The sequence below is a fragment of the Streptomyces mabaensis genome (assembly GCF_053763515.1).
This window is the reverse complement of record NZ_JBSOPZ010000009.1, coordinates 31,372-53,991: the sequence shown is the minus strand read 5'-3', so window position 1 is coordinate 53,991 and position 22,620 is coordinate 31,372. Positions and strand designations below refer to the sequence as shown.

At 71.2% G+C, this 22,620-nt stretch carries 14 protein-coding genes, 3 tRNA genes and 1 pseudogene; 9 read left to right on the top strand and 9 right to left on the bottom strand.

Features of this window, described 5'->3' with window-relative positions; genetic code table 11:
- Window positions 1-89 precede the first annotated feature (89 nt).
- The gene (locus tag ACWV17_RS10035; RefSeq protein WP_455359354.1) at window positions 90-5,393 is read left to right on the top strand and encodes an AAA family ATPase; all 5,304 of its coding nucleotides are present in this window, start codon (window positions 90-92) and stop codon (window positions 5,391-5,393) included.
- A gap of 48 nt (window positions 5,394-5,441) precedes the next feature.
- On the top strand, window positions 5,442-6,311 hold the full coding sequence (locus ACWV17_RS10030) for a serine peptidase (protein ID WP_455359353.1): 870 nt from the start codon (window positions 5,442-5,444) through the stop codon (window positions 6,309-6,311).
- Window positions 6,312-6,334: 23 nt separating this feature from the next.
- Here the strand turns inward: ACWV17_RS10030 and ACWV17_RS10025 are convergent, their stop codons facing one another.
- The 4 genes from ACWV17_RS10025 to ACWV17_RS10010 all read right to left on the bottom strand — a co-directional run bounded on the left by ACWV17_RS10025 (window position 6,335) and on the right by ACWV17_RS10010 (window position 7,428).
- Window positions 6,335-6,841: an N-acetyltransferase family protein gene (locus tag ACWV17_RS10025; RefSeq protein WP_455359352.1), complete on the bottom strand. Its 507-nt coding sequence runs from the start codon at window positions 6,839-6,841 to the stop codon at window positions 6,335-6,337.
- A 140-nt stretch (window positions 6,842-6,981) separates the two neighbouring features.
- Window positions 6,982-7,055: transfer RNA gene (locus ACWV17_RS10020), tRNA-Ile, on the bottom strand.
- Window positions 7,056-7,277: 222 nt separating this feature from the next.
- Window positions 7,278-7,350: transfer RNA gene (locus tag ACWV17_RS10015), tRNA-Asn, on the bottom strand.
- A gap of 5 nt (window positions 7,351-7,355) precedes the next feature.
- Window positions 7,356-7,428 (bottom strand) — tRNA-Asn (locus ACWV17_RS10010).
- A 173-nt stretch (window positions 7,429-7,601) separates the two neighbouring features.
- Between ACWV17_RS10010 and ACWV17_RS10005 the strand changes: the two genes are divergently transcribed.
- The 4 genes from ACWV17_RS10005 to ACWV17_RS09990 all read left to right on the top strand — a co-directional run bounded on the left by ACWV17_RS10005 (window position 7,602) and on the right by ACWV17_RS09990 (window position 13,219).
- Window positions 7,602-7,901 (top strand): YtxH domain-containing protein, encoded by a 300-nt coding sequence (locus tag ACWV17_RS10005; protein ID WP_455356234.1) that lies wholly within the window; start codon window positions 7,602-7,604, stop codon window positions 7,899-7,901.
- A 46-nt stretch (window positions 7,902-7,947) separates the two neighbouring features.
- Entirely contained in the window at window positions 7,948-9,402 is a 1,455-nt protein-coding gene (locus ACWV17_RS10000; protein ID WP_455359351.1) for an FGGY family carbohydrate kinase, read from the top strand.
- A 131-nt stretch (window positions 9,403-9,533) separates the two neighbouring features.
- Complete coding sequence (locus tag ACWV17_RS09995; protein WP_455359350.1) at window positions 9,534-11,267, top strand: ABC transporter ATP-binding protein; 1,734 nt, start codon at window positions 9,534-9,536, stop codon at window positions 11,265-11,267.
- Window positions 11,264-13,219, top strand: coding sequence for an ABC transporter ATP-binding protein (locus tag ACWV17_RS09990; RefSeq protein ID WP_455359349.1), 1,956 nt, complete (start codon window positions 11,264-11,266; stop codon window positions 13,217-13,219). Before ACWV17_RS09995 ends, ACWV17_RS09990 begins: the two co-directional genes overlap by 4 nt.
- Window positions 13,220-13,441: 222 nt before the next feature.
- Here ACWV17_RS09990 and ACWV17_RS09985 read toward each other — a convergent pair whose 3' ends face one another.
- Window positions 13,442-13,663, bottom strand: a complete 222-nt coding sequence (locus tag ACWV17_RS09985; protein ID WP_455359348.1) for a DUF7848 domain-containing protein — start codon at window positions 13,661-13,663, stop codon at window positions 13,442-13,444.
- Here ACWV17_RS09985 and ACWV17_RS09980 point away from each other — a divergent pair.
- Window positions 13,616-14,572 (top strand): XRE family transcriptional regulator, encoded by a 957-nt coding sequence (locus tag ACWV17_RS09980; protein WP_455359347.1) that lies wholly within the window; start codon window positions 13,616-13,618, stop codon window positions 14,570-14,572. The genes ACWV17_RS09985 and ACWV17_RS09980 overlap by 48 nt on opposite strands.
- 273 nt (window positions 14,573-14,845) lie before the next feature.
- On the opposite strand, the pseudogene ACWV17_RS09975 reads toward ACWV17_RS09980, so the two are convergent.
- Window positions 14,846-15,303 (bottom strand): annotated as a pseudogene (locus ACWV17_RS09975) (cupin domain-containing protein); the annotation flags it as partial.
- A gap of 403 nt (window positions 15,304-15,706) precedes the next feature.
- Here ACWV17_RS09975 and ACWV17_RS09970 point away from each other — a divergent pair.
- Both ACWV17_RS09970 and ACWV17_RS09965 read left to right on the top strand, forming a co-directional pair.
- The gene (locus ACWV17_RS09970) at window positions 15,707-16,831 is read left to right on the top strand and encodes a S1 family peptidase (protein WP_455359346.1); all 1,125 of its coding nucleotides are present in this window, start codon (window positions 15,707-15,709) and stop codon (window positions 16,829-16,831) included.
- A 298-nt stretch (window positions 16,832-17,129) separates the two neighbouring features.
- On the top strand, window positions 17,130-18,044 hold the full coding sequence (locus ACWV17_RS09965; protein ID WP_455359345.1) for a hypothetical protein: 915 nt from the start codon (window positions 17,130-17,132) through the stop codon (window positions 18,042-18,044).
- A gap of 28 nt (window positions 18,045-18,072) precedes the next feature.
- Here ACWV17_RS09965 and ACWV17_RS09960 read toward each other — a convergent pair whose 3' ends face one another.
- The 3 genes from ACWV17_RS09960 to ACWV17_RS09950 form a co-directional block, all read right to left on the bottom strand.
- Window positions 18,073-19,260, bottom strand: a complete 1,188-nt coding sequence (locus ACWV17_RS09960; protein ID WP_455359344.1) for a sigma-70 family RNA polymerase sigma factor — start codon at window positions 19,258-19,260, stop codon at window positions 18,073-18,075.
- A gap of 98 nt (window positions 19,261-19,358) precedes the next feature.
- Window positions 19,359-21,260 carry a DNA primase gene (gene dnaG / locus ACWV17_RS09955; protein ID WP_455359343.1) on the bottom strand — a complete coding sequence of 634 codons (1,902 nt, stop codon included), beginning with the start codon at window positions 21,258-21,260 and terminating at the stop codon, window positions 19,359-19,361.
- A gap of 43 nt (window positions 21,261-21,303) precedes the next feature.
- Window positions 21,304-22,566, bottom strand: coding sequence for an NAD(P)/FAD-dependent oxidoreductase (locus ACWV17_RS09950; RefSeq protein WP_455359342.1), 1,263 nt, complete (start codon window positions 22,564-22,566; stop codon window positions 21,304-21,306).
- Window positions 22,567-22,620: the final 54 nt, after the last annotated feature.

Here is a 22,620-nt window from a genome sequence, read left to right as displayed (position 1 = left end):
GTACCCACGCGTTCCCGTGGGGCAGGGCGCGGACGGCGGGCGGGTGAGCGTCCCCGGGGTGCCCGGGCAGGGTGGGGGAACCGAGCGGCGTGACGAAGGCGCTGGTCATCGGGGCGGGTGAGTTCAAGGCCGGCCGTGGGGGAGAGTTCGACCCGGGCCGGTCGCCGAGCCACGGGTTCCGTCCGCTGAAGTCCGTCGCTCCGGCGGTCGAGGAACTGGCTCGGGCGCTGGCCCGGCTGACGGATGTGAGCGTCAGCGGCGGCGGTCCCGTTCTGCATCCCGACCTGGCCGGCGCCGAGAGCGCCTGGCGCTGCGCCGTGGCGGAGGCGGACGGCGATGCGCTGGTCGTCCACCTCGCGGGGCACGGGCTGCCGGCCCCCGGTGGCGACGACCGTACGTCCCTGTACATACCCGTGCACGGCAGCGAGCGCCGGCGGCTGCCCGGAACCACGGTGCGGGTGCATCAGTGGCTGGAGGAGATCGAGCACACACCGGGCGCGCCGCCCACCCTCTTCCTGATCGACGTGTGCGGCGGCGGCCGTGCCGCCCTCCATCAGCTGATGCACAAGCTGAGCGGTGACGACCGCAAGGCGTGGGTCATCGCCGCCTGCACGCCCGACGAGAAGGCGTACGGAGCCCGGTTCACCCGGGCCGCCGTCGCGGTCCTGCGGCGCCTGCGGGAGGGCAGGCTCGACGTCTCCCCCGCCCTGACGCACGTACCGGTGGAAACCCTGGCCGCCGAGATCGACCGGGAACTGGCCGCGCTCGTCGCCCGGGAAGCGCGGACGTACGACCAGAGCGTGGTGGCGACCCCGCGGCTGGAGGCGTCTCTCACGCCGCCGCCGTTCTTCGTCAATCCCGCTCATGCGCACGGCCCGGCCGACCGGTTCCGCGGGCGCGTGGACGCGGCGCTGTGGGAGTTCGCCGCCGAGGCCGACCCCATGCTCGACCCGGTGCACTTCCTCAGCCGGGCCAGCGGCACCCAGCATCCGGAACGGCTCGCCCACGGCTGTCTGTTCACCGGCCGGCGGTCCCAACGGGCCCGGCTCACCCGCTGGCTGGAGAACACCGATGGCGGCGAGCCACCGCTGTTCGTACTGACCGGAAGCCCCGGCATCGGCAAGTCCGCCCTACTCGGGCTTCAGGTGTGCCTCGCCCATCCGCAACTGCGCGAGGTGGCGGGCGCGATACGTACCCGCATCCCGGTGGCGGAACGGCCTGCCGAGAACCCCCGGCTCGCCGCCGTGCACGCGCGCGGCCGCAGTGGCCGGCAGGTCCTGGCGTCCCTGGCCGGGCAGCTCGGTCTGGAACCGGATTCCGTACCGGAGTCCGTACCGGAACAGTGGACCGTGGAGGCCGTGCTCGGACAGCTCACGACCTGGCCCGAACCGGCGGTGCTCGTGGTCGACGCGCTCGACGAGGCGGCCAAGCCCGAGAATCTGCTGACCGACGTGCTGCTGCCGCTCGCCGCCGCCCGGCGTCCGGGATCGCCGGACGAGTCCGGCAAGGACGCACCGCTGTGCCGGGTGCTGATCGGCACGCGCCCGTGGTGGGACCGTTTCGCCGCGCTCCGCGAGGCCGTGTCCGCCTTCGGGCAGATGCTGGACCTGGACGCCGTGCCGCAGCCGGAGGTGACCCGGGACCTGTCCGGCTACCTCGACGAACTGCTGTGGAACGCCCCGGAGTACGGCGCGGACAGCGCGGCCCGGCGCGGCGTCGCCGAGTCGGTGGCGGCCGGCCTGCTGAAGGTCGGACAGGGCGGCGGCTTCCTCCTCGCCTCCCTGTTCGCCGACTACCTGGCGCAGCTGCCGGAACCGCTGACCGCCTCGGCGGCCGTCGCCCGGCTGCCCAAGGACCTGCCCGGCATGATGGAGCTCCATCTGTCCTCGCTGGCCGCCGACGACCCCTGGCTGCGGCCGGTACTCGCCGCGGTGGCCCACGCGTTCGGCGACGGCATGCCCCTGGACCTCGTCCACCGGGCCGCGCTCGCGCTCACGGCGGCCGGTGAGAGCGAGGACACGGCCGCCGCGCCCGTGCCGGAGGACACCCGGCGCGCGTTGACGGAAGCCGCGTTCTACCTGCGGACGACGGCCGAGACCGACGGCCGGCAGCTGTACCGCTTCTTCCACAACAGCCTGACCGAGTACCTGCGCGGCCATGCCCTGCGCAGCGACGCCTCGCCGGGCGCCGGCGGTGAGGACCCCGTCGAGCCGGCCCGGCGCATCGCCGCGGGGCTCCTCGCCGGCGTGCCCGGCCGGCCGGGCGCCCGGCTGTGGCGGCTGGCGCTGCCGTACCTGCGCCGCCACGCCATCGACCACGCGGCGCTCACCTCGGTGGACGACCTCCTGCTCGACCCCGGATTCCTCGTCCAGGCCGAACCGGCCACGCTCACCGCGCATCTGCACAGCGCCGAAAGCCCGCAGGCGCGTGTCCATGCGGCGATCTACCTGTCGGCGTCCGACCGCCAGCCGCGCTGGGACCAGCCGGAGACGCGCCGCCAACTGCTCGCCGTGGACGCCGTCCGCTGGGGGAACCAGCCGCTCGCCCGCGCGCTCGAAACCTCGGCCGCCGGGGCGGGCGGGCCCGGCGGGGCCCGGACCACCACCCGGTGGGCCACCAACTCGGCGATCCAGCCCGCCCTGCGCACCACCCTCGCACTCGGCGAACCGCTCCACGAGGACGCCGTGCCCCGGACGTTCGAGCTGGGCGGGCGCCCCCACATGCTGACCTCGGGCAGTCACGGCGTCACCCACGTCTGGGACGTGCTGGCCGCCCGGTTGCGTCATTCCCTGCGGCACGGCGACCACAGCCGGATGCTCGCGTCGGCGCGGCTGCCCGACGGCCGCGTCCTGGCCCTCACCGCCGACCCGCGTGCCGACGACGTGGTGCGCGTCTGGGACCTCGCCGACGGTACGCCCTGGCACGCGCTGTCCCACCGGCCGGGGGAACCCGGTATCCGGGTCCGGGTCGCGGAGACCGGCGGCCGGCCGTACGCCCTCACCACCCATCGCTCCGACGGGGACGTACGGGTGTGGGACCTGACGGACGGCACGCTCCGCGCGACGGTCGACCACGGCGCACCGGCTCCGTCGGCACGTCTGATCACGGCGGACGGCCGGGCGCTGCTCCTCACCTCCGACGCCTACAGCAGTTATGTGGCGGTGTGGGACGCGAGCGACGGCGCTCTGCTGCACATCCTGGACCAGGACAGAATCGGTCCGGAGCTGGCCCTGACGCGCATCGGCGGACGCCCGCACCTGCTCACCTCCGGCGGCCGGCAGATGAGGCTCTGGGACCTGGCCGACGGCAGTCTCCGGCACACCATGGGCAACAGTGGCCGGCTCAAGGACATGGGCATCACCAGCCACCAGTTCACGCCCCGCCTCGTGGACCTCCCCGACGGTCCGCTGGCGTTCACCGCTCACCCGAACCTGGTGGTGGTGTGGGACCTGGCCGAGGGCAGGCCGCTCCACGGGCTGGAGCACCATCTCGGCCTGAAAGCGCCGCAGGTGGTTCACATCGAGGACCGTCCGCACGCACTCACCAGCGGCTCACAGACGGACGGCCGGATCTGGACGTGGGACCTCAGCACCGGCGAGAAGCGCCACACGCTGCAGTACGGCAGCCGGGTGCGGCCGGTCGTCGTCGCGATCGACGGCCGTCCGCACGCGCTCACGGTCGGCACGAGGGACGTCGACGTGTCGGTCTGTGATCTTAACGACGGCGTCAGGCGGTCCGTACTGCGGCACGATCCGCAGTACGGACCGTGGACCACGGTGCTTGACCTCACCACCATCGACAGCCGCCCCCATGCCGTCACCAGCAGCCGCGGGAGCAGCCTGCTGCACGTGTGGGACCTCGTCACCGCCGAACAGCGGCACGAACTGCGCCACGACGGATTCACCTCGGCATCGGTGACCCACGTCGACGGACTCCCCCACGCCCTCACCCTGAACGCCAGTCCGGTGGGCGAGCTGCGCCTGTGGGACCTCACCGGCCGCACCGCGCGGCCCGAACCGATCGCCGACGACTGGGCGGACATCACCCTCGTCGAGTCGGACCGGGCACCGTGCGCTCTCGTGGTCAGCGACCGCAAGGGGAACCCGGCCGAACCGGACCCGTACAGCACGCTCCAGTGGTGGGACCTGGCCGAGGGGGCCCGGCGCTGGACGCTGCGGCTGGGCGCGGGAGCGGAGGTGGCCGCCGTCCACCGGATCGACGGCGAGCTGTGCGCCCTCACCACCAGCCGGCACACCGACGAGACCAGGGTCGAGCTGTGGTCCCTGCGCGACGGCACCCGTCTGCGCCACTTCGCCCACGACACCACCGGGCGGGTGGACATCGTCACCGTGAACGTCGCGGGCGACCTCTGTGCGCTCACCACCGGTGACGACGGCAGCGGGATCGTACGGCTGTGGGAGCTGCGCAGCGGTGCGCTGCGGCACACCTTCCACCACACCGGCCTGTGGCTGGACCTGCTCGCGACCGAGGACCCGGGCCGGCCGTACGCCCTCACCGTCGGCGACGAAGCCCTGGTCCGGGTCTGGGACCTGACCGACGGACAGCTGCGGCACACCCTCCCCCACCCGGGCACCGGGCGGGTCGAGGCGATGGTCGCGCACACCCCGTACGGGCCCCGGGCCCTGACGGTCAATCACGGGTCCGACAACCGGACGGTCAAGGTGTGGGACCCGGCCACCGGAGCCCTGCTGCACAGCCTGCCGCACCCCGCCCAGCCCCGGATGATCAGGACGACGGGAGGAGCGGACCGGCACTACCTGCTCACCTCCGCCCGCGACGGCGCGGCGAGCGGCGCGCTCCGGGTCTGGGGCCTGGCCGACGGATCGCACCGGGCGGCTCTGCGGCACAGCGACGCGGGCGCCGTACGGGTGGTGCCGGCGGACATCGACGGCCGTCCGCATCTGCTCACCCTGAGCGCCGGTGAGCAGAAGGAAGGGCTCGTACGCGTCTGGAACCTCGCCGACGGGGCGCTGCGCTGCACCCTGCGGCACGGTCGCGGCCGGGTGACCGCCCTGGTCACCGAGGTCGCCGGCCGCCCCTGCGCGCTGACCTCCGGCCCGGCCGCGGGCGGAGCGAAGCTGTGGGACCTGCGGGACGGCAGTCTCACGGCCGTACTCGACCACGCCGTCGACCAGCGGGCCGGCGGAACCGTGGGCATGGCGACGGCGTGGATTGCCGGGCGCCCGCACCTGCTGACGCACGGCGGCACCGGACTCGTCCGTCTGTGGGACCTGACCGCTCCCGGCCGCCCGGTGACGGAGGTGTTCCTGCCCGAACCGGTGCACGTCGTGGAGGCCTGCGCCTCGGGCTTCCTCGCCGGTTTCGGCTCGGACGCCGCTTTCGTCCTGTGGCCCTCGTCCGAAGACGACTGAAGACGGCTGAAGACACGTGAGAAACGACGAACGGAGAGTGGAGAGCCAGTGAGCGACGTACCCGTGATCGCGGTCCACGGCATCGGCAACTACCAGACGGGCCTCAGCCCGACCGAGGCGGCCGCGTTCCTGGCCCGCGAATGGCAGCCGCGACTGGCCCGCGGCTACCGCTCCGGCGGTCTGATCCATCTCCCGGTGCCCCGCCTCGGCGTCGCGTACTACGCGGATCTGCTGGCCGACGAGGACGCGCAGTACGACGACGCCATGGACCTGGCGGATCTGTCCGAGGAGGAAGCGGCCCTGGCCTGGACGCTGTTGCGCTCCGCGGGCGTCCCCGACCCAGCGGTGGAGGACGAGGAGCAGGGCTGGGCCACGGCACCGCTGCGCCAGGCGCTGGGCTGGCTCGCGGGGAAGCGCAGTACGCCGGTGGAGGTACTGACCCGGGCCGTCGTGGCGTTCGTCCGGGAGGTCCACTGCTACCTCAGCCATCCCGAACGCCGCCGCAAGGCGCGCGCCGCCGTGGCCGACGCCGTCCGGGCGGCGCGGCCGCGCGTGCTGCTCGCCCACTCGCTGGGCTCGGTGGTGGCGTACGAGGCGCTGCACGCCCATCCCGACCTGAGCGTGGACCTCTTCGTCACCCTCGGCTCGCCCCTGGGACTGCCGAGCGCGGTGTTCGACGTACTGGAACCGGGGCCGGCCGGCGGCCGGGGCACCAGGCCGCCGGGCGTCGGCCGCTGGTACAACCTGGCCGACCCTGGGGATCTGGTGGCGGTCCCGAGGCTGCTGGGCAACCGGTTCCCCGTCGACCACCACGACGAACCGGTCATCGGGCGGGTCGACTTCCACACGCTGGGGAGCTATCTCGCCGAGGGCCTGACCGCGGTCGCCATCGCTCCGTACGCGGCCGAGGCCGGCTGACCGGGCGTCGCCCGGCGCGCCGCTCAGCCGATGACCGGGCTGCGGCGCTCGACGAGCAGGACGTCGCGCCACACGCCGTGATGGCGCCCGACCCGCTCGCGTGTGCCGATGGTCCGGAACCCGGCGCGCCGGTGCAGGGCCAGACTGGCGCTGTTCTCCGGGAAGATGCCCGACTGGATCGTCCAGATCCCGGCCGCTTCGGTCGACGCGGCCAGGGCGTCGAGCAGCAGGCGGCCCACGCCCTGCCCCCGGGCCCCGGGGGCGACGAACACCGAATGCTCGACCACTCCCGTGTACACGCACCGGTCGGAGACCCCGGTGACCGCGGTCCAGCCGAGCACCCGCTCGCTGCCGGCGGCGAGGGCGACGAGGCGGTGCTCCGTGAGCTTCGCCGCGTCGAACGCCTCCCACGTGGGAGCGGCCGTCTCGAACGTGGCGTTGCCCTCGTCGATCCCTGCCTGATAGATCGCCAGAACCTGCTCGGCGTGGCCGGCCGTGAGCGCCCCGACGACCACCTCGTTGTTCGACATGCGTCTATGTTGACACATGTCGAACCATCTCCCCCGGGCCGGGCCCTGGCGCGTCGGACGGGCCCCGGGCCCGCCGGGCACTACCCTCCGGAGAAAGCAAAGGCCGCAGGTGAAAACGATTCTTCACCTGCGGCATGGTGTGGGGCGGGTGGGACTCGAACCCACGGCCGACGGATTATGAGTCCGCTGCTCTAACCGGCTGAGCTACCGCCCCTAACGGCGCGTCGCGCACATTTGTGCGCGCCGTCTGCCGCAGCATAGCCGCTCATACGATCTCCTGCCTCGGATGGTCGGCAACGCCTGACCATGAGGACTGCGCTGCGCCCTGCCCGGTTCCAGGAGACGCGGAACAGACGCGAAAGATCCCCGGAAGTGGCAGGGCAGAGGCGCGGAAGGGCACGAAAAAGGACCCTCAAGGGGTCCTGTTTCCGTTCTGCTCCCCCGGCTGGACTCGAACCAGCAACCCTCCGGTTAACAGCCGAATGCTCTGCCAATTGAGCTACAGGGGATCGCGCTCCCCCGACTGGACTCGAACCAGTAACCTGCCGGTTAACAGCCGGCTGCTCTGCCAATTGAGCTACAGGGGATTGCTGCGTTGCCTCGAACGCACCCCCCTCCGGCTCTGCCGGGCGGCGCGTGCTCGCTGCGACACATACATTAGCGCAAGCAGGGGGGTGCTCCGCCAATCGGTTCGCCCCTGGGTAATCAAGGGCCCCGACGGGTAGGCGGCCAGCACCGACGCAAGGGAAGGGTGGCAGCCATGCGGTACAGGCTCACGTTCGTCGCCGGACTGGTCCTTGGATACGTGCTCGGCACACGGGCCGGGCGCGAACGCTACGAACAGCTGAAGAAGTCCGCTCGGCAGGTCTCGCAGAACCCCGCCGTGCGCAACGCGGCCGAGTCGGCGGCGCAGAGCAGCCGCGAGGTGGCCGGGAAGGCGTTCGCGACCGTCAGCGACAAGATGGGGGACCGGATGCCCGAATCGGTCGCGCACCGGGTGCGCTCGCTGCGGGAGCGCAACGGGACCGTCGAGGACGACTGGGGAACCACCAATACGTAGTCGCCGTGGCGCTGCCCGGTCCGGCGGTGCGGCAGAATCTTGAACCATGGGGATAGTCGCCGGGCTGGACAGCTCTTCCGCCTTCACACGCATCGTCGTCTGCGACACGGACACGGGTGCCGTGCTGCGACAGGGGTACGCACCGCACCCGCAGGCCGCGCCGGAGGGCAAGCCGACCGAGGTCGACCCGCAGACCTGGCTGCTCTCCCTGGGTGAGGCCGCCACCGGGGGGCTGCTGGAGGGGGTCCAGGCCATCGGCGTCTCGGCGCAGCAGCACGGTCTGCTGCCGCTGGACGCGCAGGGCTCTCTGGTACGCCCTGCCCTGCTCGGCAACGACAAGCGGGCGCAGGTCGCCGCCGCCGATCTTATCGACGCGCTCGGCGGGCGGCAGGCCTGGGCCGAGGCCGTGGGGTGTGTACCCCAGTCCGCCCAGCCGGTGGCGAAGCTCCGCTGGCTGGCGAAGAACGAACCCGAGGCGGCCCGGCGCACGGCCGTGGTCATGCAGCCGCACGACTGGCTGGTCTGGCAGCTACTCGGCCGGCCCGCCCGCCGGACCACCGACCGCGGGGCCGCCTCCGGTACGGGGTACTGGTCGGCGGCGACCGGGTCCTACCGGCCGGACCTCGTAGAGCTGGCCCTCGGACACCAGGTGCTGCTGCCCGAGGTACTCGGACCCGCCGATTCCGCCGGCACCACCCCCGAGGGGCTGCTGATCTCCGCCGGCACCGGCGAGACGATGGCCGCGGCGCTCGGGCTCGGGCTCGGGCCGGGCGACGCGGTGGTGTCGCTGGGGGCTTCCGGCTCGGTGATGGCCGTGCACCACGAGGCGCTGGCCGACCCGCAGGGACTGATCACCTCCTTCGCCGACGCAACCGGGATGCACCTGCCGGTGGTGCACACGCTCAACGCCGTTCGGGCGCTGCGCGGGACCGCCGAGCTGCTGGGGGTGGACCTCGACGGGCTGTCGGCTCTGGCGCTGAAGTCGACCCCGGGGGCGTACGGGCTCGTACTGCTTCCCTATCTGGAGGGCGAGCGGACTCCCCAACTGCCGCACACCGCAGGGTCCCTGAGCGGTCTTCGGCGCGACTCGATGAAGCCCGAGCACCTGGCGCGGGCCGCCTTCGAGGGCATGCTGTGCGCGCTCGCGGACGCGATGGACGTCCTGCGGGGCCGCGGGGTGGAGGTCCGGCGGGTGTTCCTGCTCGGGCAGGCCGCCGAGCTGCCGGCGGTGCAGGCCGCGGCGCCGATGCTGTTCGGCACGCAGGTCGTCGTACCGCAGCCCGCGGACTACGCGGCGCTGGGCGCGGCGCGGCAGGCGGCCTGGGCGCTGGGCGTCGCGCAGGGGACGCTCGCCCCGCACACCCCGCCGGCCTGGCAGGGCGCCGCGGCGCAGGTCTTCGAGCCGGGCGAGGAACTGGCGGTGGGTCAGGCGGTGCGGCAGCAGTACATCGCGACGCGGGAGCAGCTCCACCCGGGAGCGTTCGGCCCCGCCTCTTCCTGACAGGCTGCCTGACAGCCGCTGCCTGGCGGGCCGTGTCCTGACACGCCCTCGGCTTAATCGCTTGAGGTTGCGGGGGCGGGTGGGCGGAAGATGGGACGACCGCCCCATCTTGCCTACCGGAGAGCCTGCGCGTGCTCATACGACTCCTGCGGACCCACCTCGGTCCGTACCAGAAACCCATCGGCCTGCTGGTGCTGCTTCAGCTGCTCCAGACCAGTGCCACCCTCTATCTGCCGACCCTCAACGCGGACATCATCGACAACGGGGTGGTGGAGGGGGACGGGGGTTACATCCTCGCCTTCGGCGGCCTGATGATCGGCGTCAGTCTCGTCCAGGTGGTGTGCAACATCGGCGCGGTGTACTTCGGCGCGCGGACCGCGGCGGCGCTCGGCCGGGACGTCCGGGCCGCAGTCTTCGACCGGGTGCAGAGCTTCTCGGCCCGCGAGCTGGGACAGTTCGGGGCGCCGACGCTGATCACCCGTACCACCAACGACGTCCAGCAGGTCCAGATGCTCGTGCTCATGGCGTTCACCCTGGTGGTCTCGGCGCCGATCATGTGCGTCGGCGGCATCGTGCTGGCGCTCGGCCTGGACGTGCAGCTGTCCGGCGTGCTGCTGGCGGTCGTGCCGGTCCTGGGCATCGCCGTCTCGCTGATCGTGATGCGGACGCGGCCGCTGTTCCGCCTCATGCAGGAGCGGCTCGACACGGTGAACCGGGTGCTGCGCGAGCAGATCGCCGGCAACCGGGTGATCCGCGCGTTCGTCCGGGACGCGTACGAGAAGGAGCGGTTCAAGGCCGCCAACACCGAACTCACGGACGTCTCGCTGTCCACCGGGCGGCTGCTGGCGCTGATGTTCCCGACCGTGATGACCGTTGTGAACGTCTCCAGCATCGCGGTGGTCTGGTTCGGTGCGCTGCGGATCGACAGTGGCGCGATGGAGATCGGTGCGCTGACCGCGTTCCTCGCGTACCTGATGCAGATCGTGATGGCCGTGATGATGGCCACCTTCATGTTCATGATGGTGCCGCGCGCCGAGGTGTGCGCCGAGCGCATCCAGGAGGTGCTGGGCACCGAGTCCAGTGTCGTACCGCCGGTGGAGCCGGTGCGGGAGCTGCGCCGGCAGGGGCATCTGGAACTGCGGGGCGCGGACTTCCGCTATCCGGGTGCCGAGGTGCCCGTCCTGCGTGCGGTGGATCTGGTGGCACGGCCGGGCGAGACGACGGCCGTGATCGGGTCGACGGGCAGCGGGAAGTCGACCCTGCTGGGGCTGGTGCCGAGGCTCTTCGACGCGACGGGCGGCGAGGTGCTGGTGGACGGGGAGGACGTACGGCGCATCGATCCCGTACTGCTGGCGAGGACCGTGGGGATGGTGCCGCAGAAGCCGTACCTCTTCTCGGGGACGGTGGCGACCAATCTGCGGTACGGACGGCCGGGCGCGAGCGACGCCGAGCTGTGGCAGGCACTGGAGGTCGCGCAGGCGCGGGAGTTCGTGGAACGGCTGGACGGCGGGCTCGACGCGCCGATCGCGCAGGGCGGTACGAATGTCTCGGGCGGCCAGCGGCAGCGGCTCGCGATCGCGCGGACGCTGGTGCAGCGGCCGGAGATCTATCTCTTCGACGACTCCTTCTCCGCGCTGGACTACGCGACGGACGCCGCGCTGCGGGCCGCGCTCGCGCGCGAGACGGCGGAGGCGACCGTCGTGATCGTCGCCCAGCGGGTGGCGACCATCCGTGACGCGGACCGGATCGTGGTCCTGGACGAGGGGCAGGTCGTGGGCGTGGGACGCCATCACGAACTGATGGAGGACAACGAGACCTACCGGGAGATCGTGCTCTCCCAGCTGACGGAGGCGGAGGCCGCATGAGCGGGCCCGGGGGACGCATGATGATGGGACCCGCGCAGCGGTCCATGGACTTCAAGGGGTCGGGCCAACGGCTGCTGCGGCAGCTCGCGGTCCAGCGGGCCACGCTCTGGGGGATGCTCGTCGCCGTCGTCGGCGGCGTCGCGCTCTCCGTGGTCGGTCCCAAGATCCTCGGGCAGGCCACCGACCTGGTCTTCGCCGGGATCGTCGGGCGGCAGATGCCCGAGGGCCTGACCAAGGAGCAGGCCCTGCAGGGCCTGCGTGACCGGGGCGACGGCGGGACGGCCGACATGCTCTCGGGGACGGCCTTCACCCCGGGGCAGGGCATCGACTTCGACCGGGTCGGTACGGTCCTGCTGACCGCGCTGATCGCCTTCACGGCGGCCGGGCTGCTGATGCTGGTCGCGACGCGGCTGTCGAACCGTGCCATCAACGGCACCATGTTCCGGATGCGCGAGGAGATCCAGGCGAAGCTTTCGCGGCTGCCGCTGTCTTACTTCGACCGGGCCAAGCGCGGCGAGGTGCTGAGCCGGGCCACCAACGACATCGACAACATCGCGCAGACCCTGAACCAGACGATGGGCCAGCTCATCAACTCGCTGCTGACGATCATCGGCGTGCTCGCGATGATGTTCTGGATCTCGCCGCTGCTGGCGCTGGTCGCGCTGGTGACGGTGCCGGTCTCGGTGTTGGTGGCGACGCGGGTCGGCAAGCGGTCGCAGCCGCAGTTCGTGGAGCAGTGGAAGTCGACGGGCAAGCTGAACGCGCACGTGGAGGAGATGTACTCCGGACATGCGCTGGTGAAGGTGTTCGGGCGGCAGACGGAGTCGGCGGAGGCCTTCCGGGAGCAGAACGAGGCGCTGTACCGGGCGAGCTTCAGGGCGCAGTTCGTCAGCGGGATGATGCAGCCGCTGATGTTCTTCATCTCCAACCTCAACTACGTCCTGGTGGCGGTGGTCGGCGGTCTGCGGGTCGCCTCGGGCTCGCTGTCGATCGGTGATGTGCAGGCCTTCATCCAGTACTCGCGGCAGTTCTCGATGCCGCTCACCCAGGTCGCGTCGATGGCGAACCTGGTGCAGTCGGGCGTCGCGTCCGCCGAGCGGATCTTCGAACTGCTGGACGCCGAGGAGCAGCAGCCGGACGCGGTGGCGGCGGAGCGGCAGCCGGACGGGGCGAGCGGGCCGGGCGGCCCGAGCGGACTCGGCGGGCGGGTGACGCTGGAGAAGGTGGCCTTCCGGTACGAGCCGGAGAAGCCGCTCATCGAGAACCTGTCCCTGGACGTGAAGCCGGGCCACACGGTCGCGATCGTCGGCCCGACGGGCGCGGGCAAGACGACCCTGGTCAATCTGCTGATGCGGTTCTACGAGGTGACAGGCGGCCGCATCGCGCTCGACGGGGTGGACATCGCGCGGATGTCCCGGGAGGAACTGCGCTCCGGGATCGGCATGGTGCTCCAGGACACCTGGCTGTTCGGGGGCACGATCGCCGAGAACATCGCCTACGGGGCGGCGTCCCGCGAGGTCACCCGGGCGGAGGTCGAGGAGGCCGCCCGCGCCGCCCACGCCGACCGCTTCATCCGGACGCTGCCCGACGGGTACGACACGGTGATCGACGACGAGGGCACCGGTGTGAGCGCCGGCGAGAAGCAGCTGATCACCATCGCGCGGGCGTTCCTGTCCGACCCGGTGATCCTGGTCCTCGACGAGGCGACCAGCTCGGTCGACACCCGGACCGAGGTGCTGATCCAGAAGGCGATGGCGAGGCTGGCCCACGGGCGGACGAGCTTCGTGATCGCCCACCGGCTGTCCACCATCCGCGACGCGGACGTGATCCTGGTGATGGAGAACGGCTCGATCGTCGAACAGGGCACGCACGACGAGCTGCTGGCGGCGCGGGGCGCGTACGCGCGGCTGTACGCGGCCCAGTTCGCCCAGGCGGTCGCCGAGGTGGACTGATCCGGGGCTCGGGTCCCGCCGACGGAGGCCGGCGGGCCCGGACGGTCAGTCCAGTCAGCCGCGGAGTACGGATGGGCCCTCCGAGAAACGGGCCTGGCAAGCGCTTGCGTAACAGTTCAGGCTACGCCTCCCTCTTCGGAGCGCGAGTTGATCTATGCGAGCGCACCCTGGGGTCCCGATCCCGCTGCCCTGCACCGCCGCAGTCACAGCGGGGCGGGTTGTCTACTCAACCCGCACCACCAGCGCGAAGGATGTCCGGATGCGGCGGAAGCCCTTGTGTCCGCTGTGGCCGGTGTGACTCATACAGTCGACGTCGACCGCCGCCGAGTCCTCTGAGGGCGTCGCCTTCCACTCGCACCAGAGACACTCAACCTCATAGGTCGTGTCAGTGTCCGGATGATCGGTGATGCGGTGCAGGACGTAGCGGTACGCCGCCCGGATCATCACCCGTGCTCCTCGGCAAGGTGGGTCTTCAGGGCCACGATCGCGTCGGATGCCTCGCTGAAGTTGCCGCGCGACCGTGCGTTGGCCTTGCGTACGCCGATGGACAGGCACTCGGCGCAGCCGGGTACACCCGACGGTTCGGCGAAGCTGGCGACCTACGGTAACGACTACATGTCCATGGGGGCCGCCGACATTCAGCGCCGAGTGTCGCGTGAACTGGTGGCAGTCCAGCAACAGTTGGATGATCCGCGTCTGTGGTCGGTCGCAGGCCGGCTGATGACGCTGTACGCGAAGACATTCCCCGGCAGCGACGGCTCGAAGGCTGTCCACTGGTACCGCATGGCTGCCCAGTCGGCCGACCAGTCCGGCGACAACGAGGCGAGGGTATGGGTGCGCGGCCGAGCCGCCATCGCCCTCGGCTACGAGGGGGCGTCCCTGGGCGTTGCCGACGTGCTGGCCGACCAGGCCATGGCCATCAGCGACATGCCTTCGCTGGGACTGCTGAACGCAATCTACGGCAAGGCGCATGCTGCTGCCCTCCGTGGCGACCGGGCCACGGCGCTGAAGCTGGCAGAGCAGGGGCAGCGGGTCTTCGATCAGGCTGGGTCGTACGAGCAGACATCGGACTACGCCGTCCCGTGGTGGCGCGTGAACGTCTTCCGGTCGCTGCTACTCGCACGCCTGGGCGACGAGAAGGGGGCGGTGGAGGCCCAGGATCAGGCTCGCCGGGAGTTGCCTGCGAGTTTGCCCAGGTTCGCCACGCACCTTGAGTTGCACCGGGGGCTCATGCTGGCGCGCGCGGGGGACCGGGCGGGCGGAGTCGCCTACGCCCAGGCCGCCATGGACGCACTGCCCCCCGAGAAGCATTCGCTGACCCTGCGGATGCTGATGGACGAGATCCGCTCGTGATCCAGACTCCGAACCCGCAGGACCTTACAAGAAGCCGTTGTCCTACCGAACATGATCGCTCTGTTTCCGTTGGTGGGAGCGGACTCCCCTCCGGCGAGGCAGGCAATGGGCCGTCCTGTTGCCTCATGAACGTGCGGGGAGTTTCGGTGGCATCGGTGCTGGGTCTGTTGGAGGCGAGGGAGTCGGCTGCTCGGGAGCGGATCGAACGGTTGCGGGAGGAGCGAAGCGTTCGTACACCCTCTGCCAGAGCCCGTACCGCTGGGGCAGGTCCCGTCACGGCGCATGCGCCGGCGGGGCGTTGCGATGCTCCTGCGGGCTGATGCCGTACACCCGCTTGAACGCCGGGCTGAGGGCGACCCGCTGCCGTAGCCGACCTGCCGGGCGACGGTGTTCAGCGTGGCGTCGGATTGGCGCAGCAGGTCGGCTGCCAAGGCCAGGCGCCACTCGGTCAGTCGCAGCGCCTCGCCGGCCACCGGGTGGGTGTGGGCCCGGTACCAGGCCGGGGCCTCGGTCTCGGGTCGGTCGAACCACACCCGCAGCACCGAAATGAGCAACAGGTCGAGCAGGCGGTCGAGTACGACGCCCTGGGCCGGCCCCTGTTTGGTGACCTCGCCGGCGAGCACTGGGATGAGCGTCGAGTCCCACGTGTCGTCGGACACGACCAGCAGTGGCGGCAGCACGTCGAGCAGGCGCTGGCCGACGGCGCCGACCTCCTCGTACACGCCGAGCACGGCGGTCGACGAAGACCGGTTTGCGTTTGGCCCCGGCACCAACGGCCCGTCGACGGGGACGCGCTGTGAGCGCGGCCTGGTGTCGCTCATGCCACAACGGGCCGATCTCAGCGATGAGTCCAGCAATCACATCGGGCGACAGGCCCGTGATCCGCTGACTTCGAATGATCGCTACACGAGCCCGGTTCCCCACCACACGGACCATGATCAACGATCACGGCCTCGACGCGCCACCGCCAACCATGCACGAGCTCGTTAGCCGCGTGGACGAATATGAGTGCCACACGTACCGAAGGTCTAGTCGGTGGCGTCAACGTCCCCTCGCTTCAAACGAGTTGTCAGTCACCAGAACGTTCCCATTCGCCCATCGGCAACCAACTGTCGACATGCTGCTCCGGGCACGTTGATCAACGACGACGTGCTCTTCGCCTATTGGGGGGAACAGATGCAAAGACGTCGAATACATCGCGCGGGAACTGCGGTGGCGGTTGGCGGCTTGCTCGCGGTGCTCGTCTCGCCCGCCGCCCAGGCGGGGCCGGCGCCGCTCACCGATCCTGGTCAGGCGGCAGCGCTGGCCGCCAAGCTCGGCGACGACCGCACCGGTGGCGTCTACTACGACGACGGGCGCCCCATCATCGCGGTCACCGACCAGGCCGCCGCAGGATCGGTTCGGAACGCGGGTGGGACGGCGAAGATCGTCCCCCACAGTGCGGCCGCGCTTGCCTCTGTCCACGCCGATTTGGACCAGTTGGCGGGTATCCCCAACACCTCGTGGGGCGTCGACCCGAGCAGTAACCAAGTGTCCGTCGAGATCTACGACGGGGTGTCCGCCGCCGATCGGGCCCGGATTGAAAGGGCCGCCGCGGCCCACGGAGACGCGGTGCGCATCGAGGCGCGCTCGGGCAAGCTGGAGAGAACCGCCTATGTAACGCGCGGTGGCATCGGAATCTACTCTGACTCCTTGCTTTGCAGCGCAGGATTCAACGTCACCAACTCCTCCGGTAAGAGGTTTCTGCTCACCGCTGGGCACTGCATGATCGGTGGCAACTACGACTGGTACCGGTATAACGGCGGCATCTACCTCGGCCGGCAGGTCCGCTTCGAATACGAACCCGGGGACTGGGGCATCATCGAATACCGCAACTCCGATGTCGTCGCATACGGGATGATCCAGTACAAGGACGGCACGGCGTCGCAGATCACGGACTCTCGGTGGGTTGTGGACGGGGAGAAGGTGAAGCGTGTCGGTACCAAAACCCAGGACCTGGTCGGCATGGTGCTCCGACCGAGCATGACCGTCAACTACGACGACGGGGCCACGCTCTACGACATGATCGAGACTAGCCTCTGCAATGTGCATGGCGACAGCGGAGGCCCCCTGTTCACGGGGACGACCGCCCTGGGCATCACGTCCGGTGGCAACTACGCCGACCAGCCCTGCGGCGACACAGACGCGCAACCCGACCGCACGACCTACTATCAGCCGGTGCAAGAGGTGCTCCTCAAAGAGAACCTCAGCGTCTACTGAACCCGGATCCACCGCGCGGTGATCGCTCCGTAGAGGGCCCAATGCGAACGAGTGCCCGGAGCATCCACTGCATTCCGGCAGTGGACGGGAATGGACCTGCACCGATGTCACTCGGTGCAGGTCTGCACGGCGCCGCCTGCATCCCGCGGCCAGGACTCTGGTCACGATGCAACAACAAACGCGACCGGAAGACGGAATGGACCGAACCCGGGCCGGGGTCGGCGCGTCACAGGGACGGTCCGGACTTCACCCCTCACCGCACAGCCTCCACTCGTCACCGTCAGTTCCTGGAGGACCCATGCGTACGAACACCAGCCGCACCGTCCATCTGCTCGTCATACTGGCCCTGTTCACCGCCGGATCCGGTGCCGTCGCCGGCTGCGGCAGCGAGAAGGCCGGCGGCCCCGGCGCGGAGGTCCGCGGCACCGACCCGGCGCCGAAGAGGGAGGCCCGCGCCCGCCAGGTCGCCGACGCCTGGGACGGCTCCAAGGCCGCCGAGGTATGGCGCAAGGGCTACTACCCGATGGGCGAGGCGGTCCAGCTGCCCGAGACCGCCTTCCGCAACGAAGCCGACAAACGCGCCTACGACACCCAGAACTTCGTCCTGCGCGGCGAACTTCCGGCCAGCCCGCCCAAGGACGGGCAGGTGAAGTGGGAGAGCGGAGGCTCGCTCACGTCGCCGCTGATGGGGGCGCGGAAGGCGTACGAGACCCTGGCCCGCGGCAGCAACGACGGACCGCACCTGACCGTGACCGGGGCGAAGCTGGGCGAGATGACCCTGGCCACCAGCCGTGGCCCGGCGACCGTCCCGGCTTGGCTGTTCACCCTGGAGGGCTACGGCACCCCGCTCAAGCGGGTCGCCGTCAGCCCCTCGAAGCCCCCCGAGCCACCGATCAAGCCGGCCCAGGAGGTGTCCACCAGCGAGTTGGCGCCGCTCGGAGGGCTGGTCGAGGTGGCCGGGGACGGCCGGTCCGTCACTGTGGTGGCCAACCACGGGTCCTGCGACGACGGCCCCGCCGTTGATGTGCTGGAGACGGGCGGCAGCGTGGTGCTGTCCGCATCTGTCGTCGGGACGAAGGACGGTCCCTGCCCCGGAGCGCTGAGCCGCGAGAAGGTGACGGTGAAGCTGGACCGGCCGGTCGGCGACCGGGTCCTTCTGGACGCGTTCACGGGCCGGCCGGTGCCGCACGGGAGTCGAACGGGCCCTCGGTGACGAGCATGTTCAGTAGGGCACCGGCTGCTCAGTCCAGGTAGCCGCGGAGCTGGTCCGCGAACGCGTGGTCGCGCAGCTTGCTGAGGGTCTTGGACTCGATCTGCCGGATGCGTTCGCGGGTCACCCCGAAGATCCGGCCGATCTCCTCCAGGGTGCGGGGCCGGCCGTCCGCCAGGCCGTACCGCAGCTGTACCACCTTGCGTTCGCGTTCGCCGAGGGTGGAGAGCACGGCCTCCAGGTGTTCGCGCAGCAGCAGGAACGCGGCGGACTCGACCGGGGACGCGGCGTCGCCGTCCTCGATCAGGTCCCCGAGCGCGACATCGTCCTCCTCGCCGACGGGGGCGTGCAGGGACACCGGTTCCTGGGCCAGGCGCAGGACTTCGCTGACCCGCTCGCCGGAGAGGTCGAGCTGACCGGCGACCTCCTCGGGCGTGGGCTCGTACCCGCGCTCCTGGAGCATCCGGCGCTGCACCCGTACGACCCGGTTGATCAGCTCGACCACATGGACCGGGACGCGGATCGTGCGGGCCTGGTCGGCGAGGGCGCGGGACATCGCCTGGCGGATCCACCAGGTCGCGTACGTCGAGAACTTGTAGCCGCGGGCGTAGTCGAACTTCTCCACCGCCCTGATCAGGCCCAGGTTGCCTTCCTGGACCAGGTCGAGCATGGTCAGGCCGCGGCCGACGTACCGCTTGGCGACGGAGACGACGAGGCGCAGGTTCGCCTCGATCAGGCGGCGCTTGGCCACCCGGCCCATGACGACCAGGCGGTCCAGGTCGACGGCGAGCTGGGAGTCGAGGTCGGGGGTGCTGCTCAGCTTCTCCTCGGCGAAGAGTCCGGCCTCGACCCGGCGGGCGAGGTCCACCTCCTCTGCGGCGGTGAGCAGCGGGATGCGGCCGATCTCGCGCAGGTACTGGCGGAAGAGGTCGGAGGAGGGCCCTCCGGTGTCGGCGGCGCGGCCGCGCGGCTCGGGCCGCTCCAGCCGTTCCTCCGCCCGCTCCTGCACCGGCTCCTGCGGCGGGACTGCCGGGGTGACGTCGCTCAGGGTCTGGGTCTGCACGGGGGCGACCTCCAGGGTGATCGCTGCCGGTTCGGGGGCGTGCGGCAGCGGGACGGGTGCGGCCGGGCCGCCATCCGTCCCGTACGTGTTGAGCGGATCCGCGGGAAGATCCGGTCCCTGTTCCGGCGACCGTCCGCGCTCCGAGGACTCAGGCACCGCAACCCAGTGTGGGGTACGACACATCACCGCCACGAGGGGCGTGCGGTGACTTTTTGAGACCGGCCCGTGACCGGGCGGATACGCGGGACCCGCCGTCAGAGCGCGTCGGCGCCGCGGTTGCGCAGGGACTGGCCGTACTGCTGGAGCACCCACAGCTCGTTCTGTACGGCGGCCAGCTGCCCGGGGTCGCCGTGTCCGCCGAGGCGGGCCAGGCTGCCCTGGACGTCGCGGACGCGGCGGTCCACCGCGCGCAGCCGGACCTGGACCAGCTGGACGCCCGCGTACGCCTCGTCCACGTGCTTGGAGTGGATCGCCTCGACCGCGAGCTCGGTGACCATGGCGCGCACGGTGTCGTTCGGCGCCGCCTCCCGGACCCGGGCCAGGTAGTCCTCGCTGCCCTGGGCGGCGCCGCCCGCCTCCTCGATGCACTGGCGGACCGCGGCGTACGGCGGGGCGGTGAACTCGTCGATGCCGTACGCGTCGAACGCCGGGGAGACCAGCTCCGGGCGCTGGAGGGCGAGCTTGAGCAGCTCGCGCTCGGTGCGGTGGGCGGGACTGCGCAGGTTCAGCGCGGGGCCGCCGGGCGCTGCTGGCCGCTGCTGCTCGTACCCCTGCGGGCCGCGCTGGGAGGCGGGCGGCGCGGCCGGGCCGCGTCCGCCGCGGTCCCGCGCCCAGCGGGCCAGCTGGGCCACCCGCTTGACGACGAACTGGGTGTCGAGGATGCCGAGCATGCCCGCGAGCTGTACGGCGGACTCGTGCTGGATGGCGATGTTCTTGATGTGGGCGACGATCGGCGCGGCCTCGTCGAGGGCGGCGGCCCGGCCGGCCGGCGTCTCCAGGTTGTGCCGGTCCACGACGTGGCGGATGGCGAACTCGAACAGCGGGGTGCGTGACTCCACCAGCTTCGCGACCGCCACGTCACCCTCGGCGAGGCGCAGGTCGCAGGGGTCCATGCCGCCGGGCGTGATCGCGATGGAGGTCTCGGCGGCGAACTTCTGGTCGTCCTCGAAGGCGCGCAGGGCCGCCTTCTGGCCGGCCGCGTCGCCGTCGAAGGTGAAGACGACCTCGGCACCGGAGTTGTCCATCAGGAGCCGGCGCAGGATCTTGATGTGGTCGCCGCCGAAGGACGTGCCGCAGGTGGCGATGGCGGTGGTGACGCCGGCCAGGTGGCAGGCCATGACGTCGGTGTAGCCCTCGACGACGACGGCTCTGCTGGTCTTGGCGATGTCCTTCTTGGCCAGGTCGATGCCGTACAGGACCTGGGACTTCTTGTAGATCGCGGTCTCGGGGGTGTTGAGGTACTTCGGCCCGTTGTCGTCGTCGCGGAGCTTGCGCGCGCCGAAGCCGACGACCTCGCCTGTGATGTCGCGGATCGGCCACATCAGCCGGCCGCGGAAGCGGTCGATGGGCTTTCCGCTGCGGCTGTCCTGGGCGAGGCCGGAGAGGATCAGCTCCTTGTCGCTGAAGCCCTTGCCGCGCAGGAAGCGGGTGAGGTGGTCCCAGCCGGCCGGGCTGTAGCCGACACCGAAGTGTGTGGCAGCGGCCTGGTCGAAGCCGCGCCCGGCCAGGAACTTGCGACCTGTCTCGGCCTCGGCGCTGTCGAGCTGCTCGATGTAGAACTGGGCGGCGGCCCGGTGCGCCTCGACCAGCCGGATGCGCTCGCCGCGCTGGCTGCCGGGGTTGTACCCGCCCTCTTCGTACCGCAGGGTGATGCCGGCCGTGCCGGCCAGCCGCTCGACCGCCTCCGAGAAGGAGAGGTGGTCGATCTTCATGACGAAGTCGAGGGTGTCGCCGCCCGCCTGGCAGCCGAAGCAGTGGTACAGCCCCTTGCTGGGGCTGACCTGGAAGGAGGAGGACTTCTCGTCGTGGAACGGGCAGAGGCCCTTGAGGTTGCCGCCCCCCGCGTTGCGCAGCTGGAGGTACTCCGACACCACGGCGTCGATCGGGACCGCGTCCCGGACCGCCTTCACGTCGTCGTCGTTGATCCTGCCTGCCACGCCAGAAGTGTACGGCCGGGCACCGACACCCCTGTCCGCGTCGTCAGCCGCCGAGCGACGCCAGCGGTACGGCCGGATCGGCGAGCGCGTCGGGGTCGATCTGCCCACCGGAGCGGATCAGCCGCTGGATGGATTCGGCGACGTCCCAGATGTTGACGTTGAGCCCGGCAAGCACCCGGCGGTCCTTCAGCCAGAAGGCGATGAACTGCCGTTTTCCGACGTCGCCGCGCAGCAGGACCTGGTCGTAGGTACCGGGGGGCGCGTACCCGGAGTACTCCAGGCCCACGTCGTACTGGTCCGAGAAGAAGTACGGGATCCGGTCGTACGCGACCTCCTGGCCCAGCATCGCGCGGGCGGCTGCCGGGCCGCCGTTCAGGGCGTTGGCCCAGTGCTCGACGCGCAGCCGCACGTCGAGCAGCGGGTGGTGGGCCGCGGCGACGTCACCGGCCGCGAAGATGTCCGGGTCGGAGGTGCGCAGGCTCGCGTCCACGGCGACGCCGCCGCCGTGCGCCCGGTCGACGAGGGCGAGACCGGCGGCCTCGGCGAGGGCCGTGCGGGGCGCGGCGCCGATGGCGGCGAGGACGTGGTGCGCGGGGTGCTCCTCGCCGTCGTCGGTACGGACCGCAAGGACCATGCCGTCCTGGCCGATGATCTCGGTGAGGCGGGCGCCGAAGTGGAAGCGGACCCCGTGCTCGCGGTGCAGATCGCTGAAGAGCTGGCCCAGCTCGGGGCCGAGCACGGCGTGCAGCGGTGTGGGTTCCGGCTCGACGACGGTGACCTCGGCCCCGTACCCGCGGGCGGTGGCCGCGACCTCCAGGCCGATCCAGCCGGCTCCCGCGATGACGAGGTGGCCGTTCTCGCGGCCCAGGGTCGTCAGTACGCCGCGCAGCCGCTCGGCGTGCGCGAGCCGGCGCAGATGGTGGACCCCGGCGAGGCCGGTGCCGGGGATGTCCAGGCGGCGCGGTTCCGCGCCGGTGGCCAGCAGCAACTTGTCGTAGTGGAGGGAGGTGCCGTCGCCGAGGCGGACGGACCTGGTGGCGCGGTCGAGGTGGACGGCCGGCAGACCGAGGTGCAGCTCGACCTCGGAGCGCGCGTACCAGGACGGCTCGTGGACGAAGACGCTGTCGCGCTCCTCCTTGCCCGCGAGGTAGCCCTTGGACAGCGGCGGGCGCTCGTACGGGTGGTCGCGCTCGTCACTGATGAGGATCACCCGGCCGGTGAAGCCTTCGGCCCGCAGGGTCTCGGCGGCCTTGGCTCCGGCGAGCCCCCCGCCGACGATGACGAATGTCCGATGTGCGTCGACCACGTGATGCCTCCTCGCCGGGGTCCGGAGACCCGCGGCGTCAGCCGCTCATACAAA